Origin of the sequence: Micromonospora sp. NPDC003816 (assembly GCF_042874705.1) — a bacterium.
Lineage (GTDB): Bacteria > Actinomycetota > Actinomycetes > Mycobacteriales > Micromonosporaceae > Micromonospora.
On sequence record NZ_JBIANP010000005.1, the window covers coordinates 341,520 to 358,152 of the forward strand.

Genomic DNA, 16,633 nt, shown 5'->3' on the forward strand with positions numbered 1-16,633 from the left:
GGCGGGCGGGTCAGCGACGCAGGATGCGGGTGAGCACGGTGGCCGCCTGGTCCACGGCGTCGTCGCTCACGTCCAGGTGGGTCACCAGCCGGGCGGTACGCGGGCCGAGGACCGAGATCAACACACCGTCGGCACGGGCCGCGGCGGCCAGCGTCGGGGCGTCCAGGGACGCCTTGGTCAGATCCAACGGCACCAGGTTGGTCCGCGCGACATTCGCCAGCACCCCGAACGGGGCGATCGCCTCGGCCAGCCGGGCCGCCTTCGCGTGGTCCTCGGCGAGCCGGTCGACGTGGTGAGCCAGGGCGTACCGTCCGGCGGCGGCCAGAATGCCGGCCTGGCGCATCCCGCCACCCATCCGCTTCCGGATCGACCGGGCCCGGTCGATCCGCTCGGCACTGCCGACCACCAGCGAGCCGACCGGTGCGCCGAGACCCTTGGAGAGACAGACGGACAGCGTCTCGAACAGCGCACCGTACCCGGCCAGCGGCACCCCGTCGGCGACGTGCGCGTGCCAGATCCGGGCGCCGTCGCAGTGCAGCGCCGCCTGCGCCGAGTCGGCCACCTCCCGCAGCGCGCGGAGCGTGTCCAGGGGGAGCACCCCGCCGCCACTCCGGTTGTGGGTCTGCTCCACGGCGATCGCCCGGGTGGGCACCGCCCAGTAGCCGTCCGGACGGACCATGCCGGCGACCACGTCGGGGTCGATCTCCGCGCCCACCGCAGGCCAGGTCCGCGAGGTGATCCCACCGTACGCGGCAGCCGCACCCATCTCGTACGTGATGACGTGCGCGTCGGCGTCGCAGAGCAGCTCCGCACCGGGCGGCACCACCAGTTGCAGGGCGATCTGGTTGGCCATCGAGCCGCTCGGGCAGTACAGCGCCGCCTCGTGCCCGAACAGCGCGGCGACCTCCGCCTCCAGCGCGTTGACCGTCGGGTCCTCACCGTAGACGTCGTCACCGACCTCGGCGGTGGCCATCGCCTCCCGCATCCCGGCGGTCGGCCGGGTCACCGTGTCCGACCGCAGGTCGATCACACTAGCCACGGTTCTCCCTTCGGCCGCCGACTGCGGGGCTCGCAAGCTCACTCCTCGCGTCAGCCACGGAGCATCTCCGCTACGAGGAACGCCAACTCCAACGACTGCTGGGTGTTCAGGCGCGGGTCGCAGGCGGTCTCGTACCGGCCGGGCAGGTCCAGGTCGGCGATGTTCTGCGCGCCGCCCAGGCACTCGGTGACGTCCTCGCCGGTCAGTTCGACGTGCAGGCCGCCCGGGTGGGTGTCCAGCCCCCGGTGCACCTCGAAGTAGCCCAGCACCTCGTCGACGATCCGGTCGAAGTGCCGCGTCTTGTAGCCGTTGGACGACTCGTGGGTGTTGCCGTGCATCGGGTCGCACTGCCACACCACCTTGGCCCCGGCGGCGGTCACCTTAGCCACGATCGGCGGCAGCGCCTCCCGGACCTTGTGGTTGCCCATCCGGCTGATCAGCGTGAGCCGGCCGGGGATGTTGTCCGGGTTGAGCTTCTCGCACAACTCGATGGCCTGGTCCGGGGTGGTGGTCGGGCCGAGCTTGACGCCGATCGGGTTGGCGATGCGGGAGATGTAGTCGATGTGCGCCCCGTCGAGCTGCCGGGTCCGCTCACCGATCCACAGGAAGTGCCCGGACAGCCCGTACGCCCGGTTGTCGGAGACCCGGGTCAGCGCCCGGTCGTACTCCAGCGCGAGCGCCTCGTGCGAGCAGTAGAGGGTGACCGTACGCAGCGCCTCGTCGTCGGTCATCCCACAGGCCCGGATGAAGGCCATCGCCCGGTCGATCTCCCGGGCGATCGCTTCGTACCGCTCGCCGGCCGGGGAGTTGCGCACGAATCCCTTGTTCCAGTCGTGCACGGCGTGCAGGTCGGCCAGCCCCCCGGCGAGGTACGCCCGGAGCATGTTCATCGCGGCGGCCGAGTTCGCGTACGCCCGGATCATGCGCTGCGGGTCGGCGACGCGCGCCTCCGGCGTGGCCTCCAGCGAGTTGATCATGTCGCCGCGGTAGGCCGGCAGCCCCCGGGCGTCGGTCGGCAGCGACCGCGGCTTGGTGTACTGCCCGGCGACCCGGGCCACCTTGACCACCGGCAGCGAGGCGCCGTAGGTGAGCACGATCGCCATCTGCAACAGCGTGCGGGCGTTGGCCAACAGGTGGCTCTCGGTGTTGTCGGCGAAGGTCTCGGCGCAGTCACCGCCCTGAAGCAGGAACGCCTTGCCCTCGCAGACCAGCGCGAGGCGCCGACGGAGCTGGTCGACCTCGTACGGTGCGACCACCGACGGCACCGTGTCGAGGACCTTGCAGACCTCGGCCACCTGGGCCTGGTCCGGCCAGGGCGGGGTCTGGGCCCGTGGCAGCTCCCGCCAGCGGTCCAGGCCGAGGGCCTCGTCCTCGGCGGAGTTCACGGTCGGACGGCTGGTCTGCAACACCGGGCTGCCCACCGACGGATGGCTCAACTGATGCCACTCATGGCGCATGAATCCCAGCGTACGGCGACCGGCCGGACGGGCGACCGGCGAGGGGCCGGGTTCCGGCAGATGGACGGGTCAGACGGCGACGCAGGTCACGGGGTCGGGGCCGGGGCACTGCCGTCCGGCGCCACCGGGGCGGGGCTGTTCCCACCCGGACGTTCGGCCGAGATGCACCAGTCGAGCCCGTCCCGGGTGACCGTGAACAGCAGCGCGCGGGTGGCCTCGCGGCGACCGGCGGTCACCGTGACCGAGACGCTGACCTCCTGCCCGGCCTCTCCGGGCCGGATGTCGACGATCTCGGAGCGGGGTACCTCGAAGTGGTCCGCGAAGTCACCGTTGGGGCCGGTGGCGGCATCGTCGAACGCCTCGTGCAGCGTGGTGCAGAGCTGGCTGCGCCCGGCCGCCACGTCCTTGGCCGCCATCGCGTCGAGGTACGCCTGCACCCGCTCGCGGGCCTTGGTCGTGGCTTCCTCGGCGGGCGCCCGACCGGGCTGCTCCGCCTCGTCCTCCCCGCCGAGCAGGCCGCAGCCGGCCAGCGCGGCCGGCATGCTCGCGATCAGCACGGCGGTGACGACCGACCGCCGGAATCTCGTCGGCATCGCTGTCGTGACCTCCCGCCCACCATCCGCAACCAGTCGATCGGCGAGTCTGTCACACCCGCGCTGCGTGCAAGGAAGGGACCCTTCCTATCGTCTTTTGCATAGGAAGGGTCCCTTCCTTGCACGCCATCACGCCGCCGACGGCGCGGACGGGGAGGGGCCGGTGCGGCCCCTCCCCGTCGTGTGGGTGACACGTCGGCCTTCGGCTCAGCCGAGACCGCCCTTGATGGCGCCGATCAGCTCACCGTTGCTGGTGTCTCCGGAGAGCTCCCAGAAGAAGGCGCCACCGAGGCCCTGGTTCTTCGCGTACGTCATCTTGCCGCCGATGGTGGACGGGGTGTCGTAGCTCCACCAGTTGCTGCCGCACTTGGCGTACGCGGTGCCGCCGATGGTGCCGGTGGCCGGGCAGGTGTTCTTGAGCACCTTGTAGTCCTCGATGCCCTGTTCGTAGGTGCCGGGGGCCGGTCCGGTGGCGGTGCCGCCGGGCGTCGTCTGGGTGACCCCGGTCCAGCCCCGGCCGTAGAAGCCGATGCCGAGCAGCAGCTTGTTGGCGGGGATGCCCTTGCTCTTGAGCTTCTGGATGGCGGCGTCCGACCAGAAGCCCTGCTGCGGAATGCCGGTGTACGAGTTGAGCGGCGAGTGCGGGGCGGTGGGGCCCTGCGGGGCGAAGGCGCCGAAGTAGTCGTACGTCATCGGCATGATCCAGTTGAGGTGGGTCGAGGCACCGGCGTAGTCGGTCGCGTCGATCTTGCCCCCGTTGCTGCCGTCCGCGGTGATCGCGGCGGTCACCAACGCCGAGGAACCGAACCGGGTACGCAGCGCGCTGACCACGTTCTTGAACGCGTTCGGGCCGCTGGCGTCGCAGGTCAGGCCACAGGCGTTCGGGTACTCCCAGTCGATGTCGATGCCGTCGAAGACGTCCGCCCAGCGCGGGTCCTCGACCATGTTGTAGCAGCTCTCCGCGAAGGCGGTCGGGTTCTGCGCGGCCTGGGTGAAGCCGCCGGACCAGGTCCAGCCGCCGACCGAGAAGATCACCTTGATGTGCGGGTACATCTTCTTGAGCTTGCGCAGTTGGTTGAAGCTGCCCCGCAGCGGCTGGTCCCAGGTGTCGGCGACGCCGTCGACGCTCTCCGCCGCGGTGTACGCCTTCTCGTAGTCGGCGTAGCTGTCACCGATGGTGCACCGGCCGCCGGTGGTGTTGGCGAACGCGTACAGGATGTGGGTCAGCTTCGACGCCGAGCCGCTGGTGTGGATGTTCTTGACGTGGTAGTTACGGCCGTAGACGCCCCACTGGGTGAAGTAGCCGACCACCTTCTGGCCGCTCGGCGGCGGCGTGGTCGGGGGCGGGGTGGTGGGCGGTGGAGTCGTGGGCGGAGCGGTGGTCGGCGGGGTGGTGGTGGGCGGCGTCGTGGTGGGCGGCGGGGTGCCACCGCCGCAGGCCACGCCGTTGACCGTGCAGTTCAACGGCGCCCGGTACGCACCGGTGCCGTTGTAGCCCCAGCTGAAGGAGGCGCCCGGGGCCAGTCCGCCGGCCCAACTCTTCTTGACGGCCACGTAGCGGTTGCCGTTACGGGTGACGTCGGCGTCCCAGGAGCTGCTGACGCTGGTGCCCGAGGGCAGCTCGAACTCGATGCGCCAGGTGCTGACGGTGGCGGTCGAGCCGTTGGTGACGGTGACCCGCGTCTCGTGACCAGTCCCCCAGTCCGACACCCGGTTGAACGAGGTGGTCACGCTTCCGGCGCCGAACGCCGAGGCCATCGGGACCGTGGCGACGGTCACCGCGACCACGGCGCCGACCCAGAGGGCCCGGCGGAGCGATCTCTTCATGTGGCGTCTCCAAACAGTTAGGAAACTTTCCAAAAGGATGAGGAGACGCTACTCACACGAAACCACTTCGTCAAGATGTGCATCTTTCGATCCCCGACTCGATCAGGGCTCGCACCGACCACGGCGCACACCGCCCCCGAGCAGCGGAACCAGCGCCCACCCCCGGACAGCACCCCCGCCCACCCCGCCGGGCCAGCCACCCGTGGGGCGCAATCCGGCACCCACCACGGACCCGGCATCCCGCTCGCGACCCCCGACCGATACGCCGCCGGTTCCCACCGCCGGAGTCCCGTCCCAATGCCGGTCGACATCCGTCGATCGCTCACCTGTGGTCGACGGCACGAATTCGGGGACCGGCGGAACCGTGTAGATCCCGTGGAGATTCCGTCTCGGTCTCACGAAGGTTCCATGTCGAATCCATGAATATCCACATCAGTCGAATTCATCGCACGCAATGACACGACGGGTCCCGCCCGCGAAGAATGCGATGCCACCGGATCCGGAAAGTGTGCGGAACGACACGGACAATCAGACGTCATCGGAACGCGGCGGCTACGCCCAGTGATCGACGCAGCGCTTGATATAGACCGTTTCGTGCGTTTATGCCCACCATCGGAGGTCCGCTAGGCGCTCGGTTCTTCATCCCAGAATTGCACTTGTGCAACCAATACTGCCCGCAATGACCGCCGCCGGAACGTATTCCTGTCGCCCCGCTCACGACACGGTTCGGCATCGACGTTTTCGTCGACGGAAACCGTTCGGGTAAGGTCGGGTGTCGCTCCACCGGGGACTATCCTGTCTCCGGCCGGCCCACGGCACGACAGATTTTCGATAGATGCACGCCTGCGTCCGTCGCCCGAGAATTGGCCTCGTACCATATGCCCTTGGAATGGAGACCGTGTCCGCACTCAGAGTGAACTCCCTGTACAAGGTCTACGGGAACCGCGCCGACAAGGCGATGGAAATCCTCAGGAACAGCGCAGGCAGGGACGAGGAACTGGCAGGTCTACCGGTCACGGCTGCGGTCGTCGACGCGAACTTCGAGGTCAGACGCGGCGAGATCTTCGTGGTCATGGGCCTGTCCGGCTCGGGGAAGTCCACCCTGATCCGGATGCTCAACGGGCTGCTGCCCGCCACGCACGGCACGGTGGAGGTCGACGGGGTCGACATCACCACGCTCAAGCCCGCCGCGCTACGCAAGCTACGCCGCGAGAAGATCAGCATGGTCTTCCAGCACTTCGCGCTCCAGCCGCACCGGTCGGTGCTGGACAACGCCGGCTACGCGCTGGAGGTCGCGGGCATGCCCCGCGCCGAGCGCCGGGAGAAGGCGCTGCAGGCGCTCCGGATGGTCGACCTGGACAAGTGGGCGGACAAGCTGCCGCAGGAACTGTCCGGCGGCATGCGCCAGCGGGTCGGTCTGGCCCGCGCGCTCGCCGCCGGCACCGACATCATGCTCATGGACGAGGCCTTCTCCGCGCTCGATCCGCTCATCCGCCGCGAGGTGCAGGACCAGCTCCTCGAACTACAGGCCGAGCTCGGCAAGACGATCGTGTTCATCACGCACGACCTCAACGAGGCGATGCGCCTCGGCGACCGGATCGCGGTCATGCGTGCCGGCCGGATCGTCCAGATCGGCACCGCCGAGGAGATCCTCACCAACCCGTCCAACGACTACGTCGCCCAGTTCGTCGCCGATGTCGACCGGACCAGGATCCTCACCGCGGCAGCGGTCATGGAGCGACCGCTCGGCGTCGTGGACGTGAACTCCGGCCCGCGGGTGGCCGCCCGCGTACTGCGCGAGACCCAGACGTCAGCCGTCTACATCACCGGCCGCGACAAGCGGTACCTGGGCACCGTGACCGCCGACGACGCCACCCGGGCGGTCCGGGACGGAATGACCAACCTCCAGGAGATCGTGTCGACCGAGTACGCCCGAATGGTCGACGACACGACGCCGGTGGCCGACATCTTCGCGCCCTGTGCCGAGAGCCCGGCGCCCGTCGCCGTGGTCGACGCAGCCGGGCGGCTCGCCGGCGTGATTCCACGGGTCACGCTGTTGAGCGCCCTGGGCAGCATCAGCGCTGACATCGGCGAGCACACCGCCACGCCGGAGCCCGCCGGGACGACGCCGACCGCCGACGCGGTCCAGGCGGGCGGAACGGCCGACACGACGCCGCCCGGAAGCGACACCGCACCGCAGGTACCGGTCCAGGTGGTTGCCGAGCCATCGGTCCGCCTCACGGGAGGATCCGCGTGAACCGCGCCGACGGTCTCGACGACATGCTGCCGTACATCCGGATCGGCGACGCGTTCAAGACCGCCGTCGACTGGTCGAGAGAACATCTGTCCGCCGTCTTCGACGGCATCGCCGCCACCGTCGACGCGCTGGTCGAGCCGCTCGTCGACCTACTGACCGCGCCCCCGGCGATCGTCATGGTGCTGATCTTCGCCGGCCTCGGCTGGTGGCTGCGGAGCTGGAAGTTCGGCCTCGGCACCGCGCTCGGACTCGGCATGGTGGCCGGGATGCCGATCTGGAACCAGACCATGAGCACCCTGGCACTGGTCCTGGTGGCCAGCGGCCTCGCCCTGCTGCTCGCCGTACCGACGGGCATCTTCATCGCGGAGAACCGGCGCGCCTCGGCGATCGTCCGACCGGTCCTCGACCTGATGCAGACGATGCCCGCATTCGTCTACCTGATCCCGGCCATCTTCTACTTCGGTGTCGGCGCCGTGCCCGGCGTGCTGGCCACCGTCGTGTTCAGCATGCCGCCCGGGGTACGCCTGACCGAGTTGGGCCTGCGCCAGGTCGACCGCGAGGTCATCGAGGCCGGCGAGGCGTTCGGCGCCTCGCCGTGGAAGATCCTGCTGCGCACCAAACTGCCACTGGCCCTGCCCACCATCATGACCGGCGTCAACCAGGTCATCATGCTGGCGCTGTCGATGGTCGTCATCGCCGGCATGGTCGGTGCCGGTGGCCTCGGCGAGGTCATCATGACGGCACTCGCCCGGGTCCAGGTCGGCACGGGCTTCGAGGGCGGCATCGCCGTGGTGATCCTGGCGGTGGTGCTCGACCGTCTCACCGATTCGATCGGCGCGCGTACCGCGTCCGCGAAGGCGCAACGCGCCATGCAACGAGCCTGATCCCCCGTCCTGACCCACGCAGGGAAGTCCCGTTGCCGGTGCCCTGCCTCGCTACCGCGAGTTCCGCCGGTGCACAGCAACGAGGGAAGGAACCCCACATGTGGAGCAGTAAAATGGTGCGCCGGGTCGCGCTGGCGGCCACCGCCGCCCTGGCGCTGACCGGTGCCGCGGCCTGCGGCAACTCCGACGACTCTGCCGACGGTGACAACAAGAAGATCACCATCGGCTACATGTCCTGGGACGAGGCCATCGCCGCCTCGTACCTCTGGAAGAACCTGCTGGAGGAGAAGGGCTACGAGGTCGAGCTCAAGAACGTCGAGGCGGGCATCGTCTACCAGGGCCTGTCGACGGGCGACATCGACCTCTTCCTCGACAGCTGGCTGCCGCAGACGCACGCCGACTACATGAAGGAGTACGGCGACAAGCTCGAGAAGCTCGGCGTCTGGTACGACGACGCCCGCCTGAGCATCGCCGTGCCCGAGTACGTCAGCGACGTCAACTCGCTGGAGGACCTGGCCGACAAGGCCGACACCTTCAACGGCGAGATCATCGGCATCGAGCCGGGCGCCGGCCTGACCGCCGCCACCCAGGACAAGGTCATCCCGGAGTACGGTCTGACCGGCAAGCTGAGCCTGAAGACCTCCTCGACCCCGGCCATGCTGGCCGCGCTGGACGGCGCGATCAAGGACCAGAAGCCGATCGTGGTGACCCTGTGGCACCCGCACTGGGCCTACGCGAACTACCAGCTGAAGGACCTGGCGGACCCGAAGGGCACGCTGGGCGGCACCGAGGAGATCAACACCCTGGCCCGTGAGGGCTTCAGCGCGGACTTCCCCGAGGCCGCCGAGATGCTGAAGAAGTTCAAGATGGACACCCAGCAGCTCGGCTCGCTGGAAGACCTGATGTTCAACGTGCACCAGGACGACGAGCCGAAGGCCGTCGAGGAGTGGCTGAAGGCCAACCCGGACTACGCCGGCACGGTCGACGCCGCCACCTCCTGACCCGGCACTGAGCGTTTCGCCGCGGTGGTGGGGCCCACGTGGCCCCGCCACCGGCGGCGGTAGCCTCGCGACATGACGGTCTTCGACACCCCCATCGACGCGCTCGCCGGCGGTCCGGCCGACCTCTCGCAGTACCGCGGTCGTACGCTGCTGGTGGTCAACGTGGCATCCCGCTGCGGCCTCACTCCGCAGTACGCCGGCCTGCAGAAACTCCAGGACGAGTACGCCGACCGGGGGCTGGTGGTGCTCGGCGTGCCGTGCAACCAGTTCGCCGGCCAGGAACCGGGCAGCGCCGCCGAGATCAGCGAGTTCTGCCAGGTCAACTACGGGGTCACCTTCCCGCTCACGGAGAAGGTCGACGTCAACGGCGCGGACCGCCACCCGCTCTACGCGGCACTGGTGGACACCGCCGATGCCGACGGTCACACCGGCGACGTCCGCTGGAACTTCGAGAAGTTCCTGGTCGCCCCGGACGGCACCGTCGCCGCCCGGTTCGCCCCCACCGTCACCCCCGACGACCCCACCCTGCGCGCCGCCGTCGAGAAAACCCTCCCCACCCCCTGACCCGATCCGCGCCCACAGTCACACACTCAGCCCCGGCGATCATGGAGTTGCGGCAGGAGTTATGCCTTGAAAGTGCCGGTTCGGGTGCACCACAAGTCCATGATCGGCGGGGTGGACCGGATCCGGCGCGAACCCGGGGTCGGTGGCCTGCGGCGGGGGTAGGTTCGGACGTGACGGGTCGACGTGTGGCGGGAGGATCTGGCGTGTCGGTCGTGGGGCTGATCGGGAGTGGACACATCGGGGGCACCGTCGCACGGCTGGCGGTGGCCGCCGGGTACGAGGTGGTGGTCAGCAACTCGCGCGGACCGGAGACGCTGACCGACCTGGTCGACGAGTTGGGCTCGGGTGCCAGCGCGGGCACCGCTGACGCCGCCGCCGAGGCCGGTGACCTGGTGGTGGTCACCATCCCGCTGAAGGCGTACCGGTCGGTGCCGGTCGCGCCGTTGGCCGGCAAGGTCGTCATCGACACCAACAACTACTACCCGCAGCGCGACGGCCGGTTCCCCGAACTGGACGAGGGCACCGCCACCAGCAGCGAGCTGCTGCAACGTCACCTGCCCGAGTCGCGCGTGGTGAAGGCGTTCAACAACATCCACTTCAGGCACCTGTCCTCCCTGGCCCGACCGGCCGGCGCGGCCGACCGCAGCGCGCTGCCCATCGCCGGGGACGACGCCGAGGCCAAGGCCGTCGTCACCGCGTTCCTCGACCGCATCGGCTACGACGCGGTGGACGCCGGCGCCCTCGCCGAGAGCTGGCGGTTCCAGCCGGACACCCCGGCCTACGGCACGGTCTATTCCGCCGACCCGGCCAACTGGCAGCAGGAGGCCCCCGGCGACGCGGACAAGCTGCGGGCGGCGCTGGCCGAGGCCGGCTGACCCGTCAGCCCCCGCCGGCCGCCGGCACGGGTGGCGGCCCCGGCTCCAGGCCTATCCGTCGCTAGCTGCCGCGCCCTCGCGGCGGGCCCGCCACTCCGGCGCCAGCACCGACCAGACCTCCAGGTCGACCCGCCCGCCCGGGCGGGACAACACCTCCCGGAGTACGCCGTCGCGCCGCATCCCGAGCCGACGCGCCACCGCGATGCTGCGCACGTTGCCCGCGTTGGTACGCCACTCGACCCGGTGCAGGCCACGCTCGACCAATGCCCAGTCGATGATGCGTTCGACCGCGCGGGTCACCAGGCCACGCCCCTCGGCTGCCGGTTCCAGCCAGCAGCCCGCCTCGCAGACCCCGGTCGCCGCGTCGAACGACACCAGCAGTACCCCGCCGACCAGCCGGTCGCCGAGCCAGATCCCCCAGATCCCGCCGCCGTCCCGGGCCCACCGGTCCGCGTAGCGCTGCAACACCTGCCGCGCCCCGTCCAGGTCGCTCGCCACGAAGGACGGCCCCACCCAGGGTGCGATGTGCTCCCGGGCCCGGTCCAGGTTGGCCAGGAACTCCTCGGCGTGCCACGGATCGAGCGGACGCAGTTGCGCGTCCCCGGTCAGGGCGATGGCGAACATCAAGGTGCCTCCACTCGTTGCGTCGCGACGGTCCGTGTGGGCCGGGGGCCAAGCAGGGCCGGTCACGCGCCGAGTTGATCATCTGGCGACTGGCGGCCGCGCCTGATCGCCTCGTCGTAGACGCCCGTGTCGATCGCGTCCGCGGTCAACTCGTCCAACGCCTCACGACGCACCCTCGACCGCCGTTCCTTGTACGCGAGCACGTCATGCAGTGCGAGGCGGCGACTGGAATGGCGAGAGCATCGCTCACCACCTCTGGCACGTCGACCGGCTCTGCCCCGTCGACGATGAGTTGCAGTCGCCGTCCTCGGAGCGGTCGCCGAGCGAAACGTCGGAGCTCCTCACCGCCGGGTTCCAGCCCGCCTGCGGGCACCACCGTCACAAGGTCCTCCAGCCAGCCTGGTCCTGCCCCCAGCCACCGAAACGAAATAACGATAGCTCCGGCGAACTCGGCGGCTTCTCTGGCGGCAGAAGGGCCGACCGCCCGGACGCCTGCGGCCTTACCGCGCGAGCAACGCCCACATCGGCACACACCGCCACCGAACAGCCGCCGTTTCGTCCACCCTGGTCGATGACCAACCACTGTCGACGATGGCATGTGCGCGAGCTGGGGCAGACGCCTCCGGCAACGGCGTGCCCGGGCCACACCGGTCAGAGTGGGCGGCGGCCGGCGAAGCCGCAGTCGGCGCGGTGGTACCAGCGCACGTCGCTGTCGCCTTCCAACCAGCACCAGAGCACCTGACGGCCGTCCCGTTCGCCGGGGAAGTCGAGCAGCACCGGCGCGAGGCTCTTGATCTCGATGCCGTGCTGCCGGATGTCGTCGAGGGTGGCGTGCAGCCGGGCCTCCAGCGCCTTCACCTCGGCGCGCCCGCCGAGCGCGCTCAGCCCGTGGGAGGCCAGGTCGGTCTGCAACTCGGCCAGGTCGGCCCGGACCCGGATCAGTTCGTCGATGCGGGGACGCAGGGTGGCTACCAGGTGCCGGGCCTGGGCGAGTGTGAACACCGCGACAGTATGCGGCACGCCGGTCGCCGGAAGGAGCCCGCTGCCGACCTGCGCCGCCGGGGCGTCGTCACCGCGTACCGGCGGTGCCGTTCACTCGGCCTGGGCGGCCAGCTCGCGGGCCCGGTCGCGGGCCGCTTCGAGGGCGGCCAGCAGCGCCGCGCGTACGCCGTGGTTCTCCAGCTCTCGGATGGCGGAGATGGTGGTGCCGGCGGGTGAGGTGACCGCCTCGCGGAGCTTCACGGGATGTTCGCCGGAGTCCCGCAGCATCACCGCCGAGCCGATCGCGGTCTGCACGATCAGGTCGTGCGCCACCTGCCGGGGCAGGCCGAGCAGGATGCCGGCGTCGGTCATCGCCTCGACCAGCAGATAGAAGTACGCCGGGCCGGAGCCGGAGAGCGCGGTGACCGCGTCCTGCTGGGTCTCGGGCACCCGGATCGTCGCGCCGAGCGGCGTGAACATCTCCTCGGCCAGCGACAGGTGTGTGCCGGTGGCGTGCGCCCCGGCGGAGATGGCGGTCATCGCCTGGTCCACCAGGGCCGGGGTGTTGGTCATCACCCGGACCACCGGGGTGCCCTCGGGCAGCCGGCGGCTGAAGAAGCTGCTGGGCAGGCCCGCGCAGAGCGAGATGACCAGCTTCTCGGCGGGCACCTTGGGCCCGATCTCGTCCAGCAGGGCGGCGGCGTCCTGCGGCTTGACCGAGACGGCGAGCACGTCGGCCTCGTCGACGGCGGTGAGGTTGTCCACCACCCGGACGCCGTAGCGGGCGGCGAGTTCCTCGGCGCGTGCCGGCCTCCGGGCGGTGGCCAGCAGCCGGTCCACCGGCCAGCCGGACCGCAGCAGGCCGGAGAGCATCAGCTCGCCGATCTTGCCCGCGCCGATCACCGCGACGGTGTGCACCCCGGCTGACACCTGACGTACCCCCTTCGGGTGCCGGCGTCGCGGCGGACCTGCTGGTCCGCCGCGACGTCGGGACGACGATCAGCTGCCGAAGAAGACCTCGGCCTCGGCGTACCGCTCCAGCGGAACGGTCTTCAGCTCGCGGGTGGCGTCGGCGAGCGGGACGCGGACGATGTCCGTGCTCTGCATCGCGACCATCTTGCCCCAGTCACCCTCGTGCACGGCGTCGATCGCCTGCAGGCCGAGCCGGGTGGCGAGCACCCGGTCGAAGGCGGTCGGCGTGCCACCGCGCTGGATGTGCCCGAGCACGACGGTGCGGGCCTCCTTGCCGGTCTTGGCCTCCAGCTGCTCGGCCAGCCACTGGCCGATGCCGCCGAGCCGGACGTGACCGAACGAGTCCAGCTCCTGGTTCTGCAGGACCATCTGGCCCTCCAGCGGCTGGGCTCCCTCGGCGACCACGACGATCGGGGCGTACTGGTGCTGGAAGCGCTTCTCGACGTAGCCGGCGACCTGCTCGACGTCGAACTGCCGCTCCGGCAGCAGGATCACGTTGGCGCCACCGGCCAAGCCGGCGTGCAGGGCGATCCAGCCGGCGTGCCGGCCCATCACCTCGACGACCAGGGTGCGGTGGTGGCTCTCGGCGGTGGTGTGCAGCCGGTCGATCGCCTCCATCGCGATGTTCACCGCGGTGTCGAAGCCGAAGGTGTAGTCGGTGGCGCCGAGGTCGTTGTCGATGGTCTTCGGCACGCCGATGACCTTGACGTCCAGCTCGTGCAGCTTGGTGGCGACACCGAGGGTGTCCTCGCCGCCGATGGCGATCAACGCGTCGACGCCCTGTGCGGCCAGGTTGTCCTTGATCCGCTCGACGCCGTTCTCGATCTTGAAGGGGTTGGTCCGCGAGGAGCCGAGGATGGTGCCGCCGCGCGGCAGGATCCCCCGGACCTCCGCGATGCCCAGCGGACGGGACAGACCCTCCAGCGGGCCCTTCCAGCCGTCCCGGAACCCTACGAACTCATGGCCGTAGCTGGCGACGCCCTTACGGACCACCGCCCGGATGACCGCGTTGAGACCCGGGCAGTCGCCGCCGCCGGTGAGCACGCCGATACGCATGATCCGCTCATCCTCCTGGGAGCAATTCGGTCAAGCCCGATCAAGCCCCAGGATAAGTGTCAGGTCAGACCTCGGCACCGTTGCCGGCCCGGGGCGGGCCGTCCCCCGAACTGTAGTCGCCGCACCGGCCCACCTCACACCGCGCCCCGGTTACCGGCCAGTAAGCGTCGTCACCGCCAGTCAGCAGGTGTCGTCACCGGCGGACGCCGGACCACCGCCCGAGCCCGAGCCGCCCTGCCCCAGCAGGCCGACCGAACGGCCGTCCCGGGCGTCCCAGCACCGGGCCTCGGTGACGTGCACCGCGACCAGCGTCAAACCGCTCGTCGCCACCCCGTCGGGGAACCACCCGGTGAGCCCCGGGTGCCACAACCGTTCGGCCCGCGCCCGGTCGTAGTCGTCCCGGGCCGTACCGGACAGCGACACCCAGACCCGCCCGTCCGGGTCGTGGAAGCCCACCGCCACCTCCGCGTTGACCCGCAACTGGCGGACGGTCGACGACCCGGCGTCCGCGAAGAACCACAACTCGCCGTCGAAGTCCGCGCGTTGCAGCGCCATCGGACGGCCGACGAGCCGGCCGTCGAGGGAGGTCGTGGTGAGCGTGCAGACTTCGGCCGCCCTGATCAACTCGGTGATCCGGCGCCGGGCGTCCCGGACGGTCAACACCTCGTCACGCTCCCTCACCTCGGCACCGTTGGCCACACCGATGCCCGGGGCAGAACGGGCCAAACCACCGATCGACCGCACTGCGGGGACACCGGCGCTACGAACCGGTGATCGCCCGCCAGCGGGCCAGGTTGTGCCGGGCGTCGACCAGGGCGTCGTGGCGGGCCGCGTCGGCGTTCGGCAACCGTGGCCGCCCCCGCTCGTCCCAGAGCTGTCGCAGCTCCTTGGTGTAGCGGGGGATCTCCCGGGGCAGGGCCGGCATGGCGCCCCAGAGCTGCGCCAGCACCACGTGGTCGTACGCGGCGTACCAGGCCCACAGCTCCAGTTCCTCGCCGGGCCGGTCCCGGATCGGCTCGACCAGGAAGTCGTACAGCTCGTCGCGGATGCGCTCCCGCGAGCGCCACGCCCGGTCCGCCGGGGAGGGCAGCTTGTCCAGCACGTTGCGGCGGACCCAGGGCACGGCGCGGCTGGCGTCGAACTCGGTGGAGACCGCGTAGAACTCGCGGTCGTACTCGTCGACGACGCCGATCGAGACCAGCTCGACGGTCCGGCCGTCCTCGATGAATTCGCAGTCGTAGAAGTAGCGGTAGGCCATCCCCGCCATCCTCGCCGACGCCCGACGGGGCCGCTCGACCGGGTCACCCACCCCGGGAGCGTTTCCAATCGTCCCGATTGGGGGACATCCGCAGCTCGAAGCTGTCACGGAAGTGATTTGAGGGGTGTACAGCAAGCGACCGGACCGTCATGATCTGATGTGTACCGCTGCCGGACGCCGCACGGGTGTCAGAACACCTCGTCAAGGGCCGCCAGGCTCACCCGGTGAGCGAGTTTGGTCCTTTACCGGGGAGGGGTGGGGCCGTGGAGATGCGCCTGCCGGAGCCGGGCGACGCGCTCACGGGTGTGGAGATGTTCGCCGGGCTGGAGCCGGAGGTGCGTCAGCGGGTCATCGCCGCTGCGGTGCCCCGGACGTATCGCAAGGGTCAGTTGCTGTTCGTGGAGAACGACCCCGGCGAGTCGCTCATCGTGCTGCGACGGGGTGCCGTGGCCGTGTTCCGCACCGCGCCGACCGGCGAACGGGCCGTGCTGTCGGTGATCCGACCGCCGGACGTTCTCGGTGAGGTCTCGTTGCTGGACGCCTCCACCCGGTCCGCGTCCGCGGAGGCGATCGAGGACTGCACCGCCCTCGCCCTGTCCCGGGGCGCCTTCATGGAGCTGGTGCACTCCAATCCGCGCATCCTGGACGCGGTGATGCGCTCGCTGGGCGCGCTCATCCGCCGACTCACCGAGCAGAACGCCGACCACGTCTTCCTCGACCTGCCCGGTCGGGTCGCCAAGACGCTGGTCCGGCTCGCCGGGGAGAGTCAGGCTCCGATGATCACCATCGAGCTGAACCAGAGCCAGCTCGCCGAGATGGCCGGCGGCTCACGACAGAGCGTCAACCAGGCGATCGGGTCCTTCGCCAACCGTGGCTGGCTGCGTACCGAGGGTCGACGGATCGTCGTCACCGACGTGCCGGCCCTGCGCCGCCGGGCGGGCATGAGCGACCGCTGACCCAGCGCGACGACGCGGGCACGACGAACGGGCGGGGCCGGGGACGATCGTCCCCGGCCCCGCCCGTGCACCGTCCAGGTCAGGGCTTGGTGCTGCCCGGACCGGCCCAGTCCGTACCGCCCGGACCGGCCCAGTCGGTGCCGTCCTTGCCCGACCCCGGCACCTCGCCGACGATGCCCTGCGCCTGCAGGAGCGCGAGGGTCGCGGCGTCCACGTCCACCGAGTCACCGGCCGGATGGGTGACTCCGTTACCGTCGGTCCAGTCACTCTTCAACATGACGTACACCAT

Annotated in this window: 18 protein-coding genes; 6 read left to right on the forward strand and 12 right to left on the reverse strand. The window is 70.3% G+C overall.

Annotated elements, in window-relative coordinates; genetic code table 11:
* Positions 1–10 precede the first annotated feature (10 nt).
* From ACFYTT_RS19495 to ACFYTT_RS19510, 4 genes are all read right to left on the reverse strand, one after another.
* Positions 11–985 (reverse strand): threonine aldolase family protein, encoded by a 975-nt coding sequence (locus ACFYTT_RS19495; RefSeq protein WP_387261015.1) that lies wholly within the window; start codon positions 983–985, stop codon positions 11–13.
* Positions 986–1,089: 104 nt separating this feature from the next.
* Positions 1,090–2,496, reverse strand: coding sequence for a class II 3-deoxy-7-phosphoheptulonate synthase (locus ACFYTT_RS19500; RefSeq protein ID WP_131053845.1), 1,407 nt, complete (start codon positions 2,494–2,496; stop codon positions 1,090–1,092).
* 86 nt (positions 2,497–2,582) lie between these two features.
* Positions 2,583–3,089, reverse strand: coding sequence for a hypothetical protein (locus ACFYTT_RS19505; RefSeq protein ID WP_131053844.1), 507 nt, complete (start codon positions 3,087–3,089; stop codon positions 2,583–2,585).
* Between the two features lie 207 nt (positions 3,090–3,296).
* On the reverse strand, positions 3,297–4,916 hold the full coding sequence (locus ACFYTT_RS19510) for a glycosyl hydrolase family 18 protein (RefSeq protein ID WP_131053843.1): 1,620 nt from the start codon (positions 4,914–4,916) through the stop codon (positions 3,297–3,299).
* An 889-nt stretch (positions 4,917–5,805) separates the two neighbouring features.
* On the opposite strand from ACFYTT_RS19510, the gene ACFYTT_RS19515 reads away from it, so the two are divergent.
* The 5 genes from ACFYTT_RS19515 (at position 5,806) to ACFYTT_RS19535 (ending at position 10,497) form a co-directional block, all read left to right on the forward strand.
* Complete coding sequence (locus ACFYTT_RS19515) at positions 5,806–7,173, forward strand: betaine/proline/choline family ABC transporter ATP-binding protein (RefSeq protein ID WP_387260873.1); 1,368 nt, start codon at positions 5,806–5,808, stop codon at positions 7,171–7,173.
* 23 nt (positions 7,174–7,196) lie between these two features.
* Entirely contained in the window at positions 7,197–8,057 is an 861-nt protein-coding gene (locus ACFYTT_RS19520) for an ABC transporter permease (RefSeq protein ID WP_387261017.1), read from the forward strand.
* A gap of 98 nt (positions 8,058–8,155) precedes the next feature.
* A complete protein-coding gene (locus ACFYTT_RS19525; protein ID WP_387260876.1) occupies positions 8,156–9,058 on the forward strand; it encodes a glycine betaine ABC transporter substrate-binding protein in 903 nt (300 codons plus the stop codon).
* Between the two features lie 72 nt (positions 9,059–9,130).
* A complete protein-coding gene (locus ACFYTT_RS19530) occupies positions 9,131–9,622 on the forward strand; it encodes a glutathione peroxidase (protein WP_387260879.1) in 492 nt (163 codons plus the stop codon).
* 203 nt (positions 9,623–9,825) lie between these two features.
* Entirely contained in the window at positions 9,826–10,497 is a 672-nt protein-coding gene (locus ACFYTT_RS19535; RefSeq protein ID WP_387260881.1) for an NADPH-dependent F420 reductase, read from the forward strand.
* Positions 10,498–10,548: 51 nt separating this feature from the next.
* Here ACFYTT_RS19535 and ACFYTT_RS19540 read toward each other — a convergent pair whose 3' ends face one another.
* From ACFYTT_RS19540 to ACFYTT_RS19570, 7 genes are all read right to left on the reverse strand, one after another.
* Positions 10,549–11,121, reverse strand: coding sequence for a GNAT family N-acetyltransferase (locus ACFYTT_RS19540; protein ID WP_387260883.1), 573 nt, complete (start codon positions 11,119–11,121; stop codon positions 10,549–10,551).
* A 62-nt stretch (positions 11,122–11,183) separates the two neighbouring features.
* Entirely contained in the window at positions 11,184–11,324 is a 141-nt protein-coding gene (locus ACFYTT_RS19545; RefSeq protein WP_387260886.1) for a hypothetical protein, read from the reverse strand.
* A 448-nt stretch (positions 11,325–11,772) separates the two neighbouring features.
* Positions 11,773–12,123, reverse strand: coding sequence for a DUF2203 domain-containing protein (locus ACFYTT_RS19550; protein WP_131055753.1), 351 nt, complete (start codon positions 12,121–12,123; stop codon positions 11,773–11,775).
* Positions 12,124–12,213: 90 nt separating this feature from the next.
* Positions 12,214–13,032, reverse strand: coding sequence for a pyrroline-5-carboxylate reductase (proC, locus tag ACFYTT_RS19555; RefSeq protein ID WP_131055755.1), 819 nt, complete (start codon positions 13,030–13,032; stop codon positions 12,214–12,216).
* A gap of 69 nt (positions 13,033–13,101) precedes the next feature.
* Positions 13,102–14,130, reverse strand: a complete 1,029-nt coding sequence (locus ACFYTT_RS19560) for a 6-phosphofructokinase (RefSeq protein WP_131055757.1) — start codon at positions 14,128–14,130, stop codon at positions 13,102–13,104.
* A 180-nt stretch (positions 14,131–14,310) separates the two neighbouring features.
* Positions 14,311–14,811, reverse strand: a complete 501-nt coding sequence (locus tag ACFYTT_RS19565; RefSeq protein ID WP_387260891.1) for a pyridoxamine 5'-phosphate oxidase family protein — start codon at positions 14,809–14,811, stop codon at positions 14,311–14,313.
* A gap of 79 nt (positions 14,812–14,890) precedes the next feature.
* Entirely contained in the window at positions 14,891–15,388 is a 498-nt protein-coding gene (locus ACFYTT_RS19570) for a polyadenylate-specific 3'-exoribonuclease AS (protein WP_131055759.1), read from the reverse strand.
* Between the two features lie 263 nt (positions 15,389–15,651).
* Here ACFYTT_RS19570 and ACFYTT_RS19575 point away from each other — a divergent pair, with 263 nt between their 5' ends.
* Positions 15,652–16,344, forward strand: a complete 693-nt coding sequence (locus ACFYTT_RS19575) for a Crp/Fnr family transcriptional regulator (protein WP_013735136.1) — start codon at positions 15,652–15,654, stop codon at positions 16,342–16,344.
* 79 nt (positions 16,345–16,423) lie between these two features.
* Here the strand turns inward: ACFYTT_RS19575 and ACFYTT_RS19580 are convergent, their stop codons facing one another.
* On the reverse strand, positions 16,424–16,621 hold the full coding sequence (locus ACFYTT_RS19580; protein WP_236146062.1) for a hypothetical protein: 198 nt from the start codon (positions 16,619–16,621) through the stop codon (positions 16,424–16,426).
* Positions 16,622–16,633 lie beyond the last annotated feature (12 nt).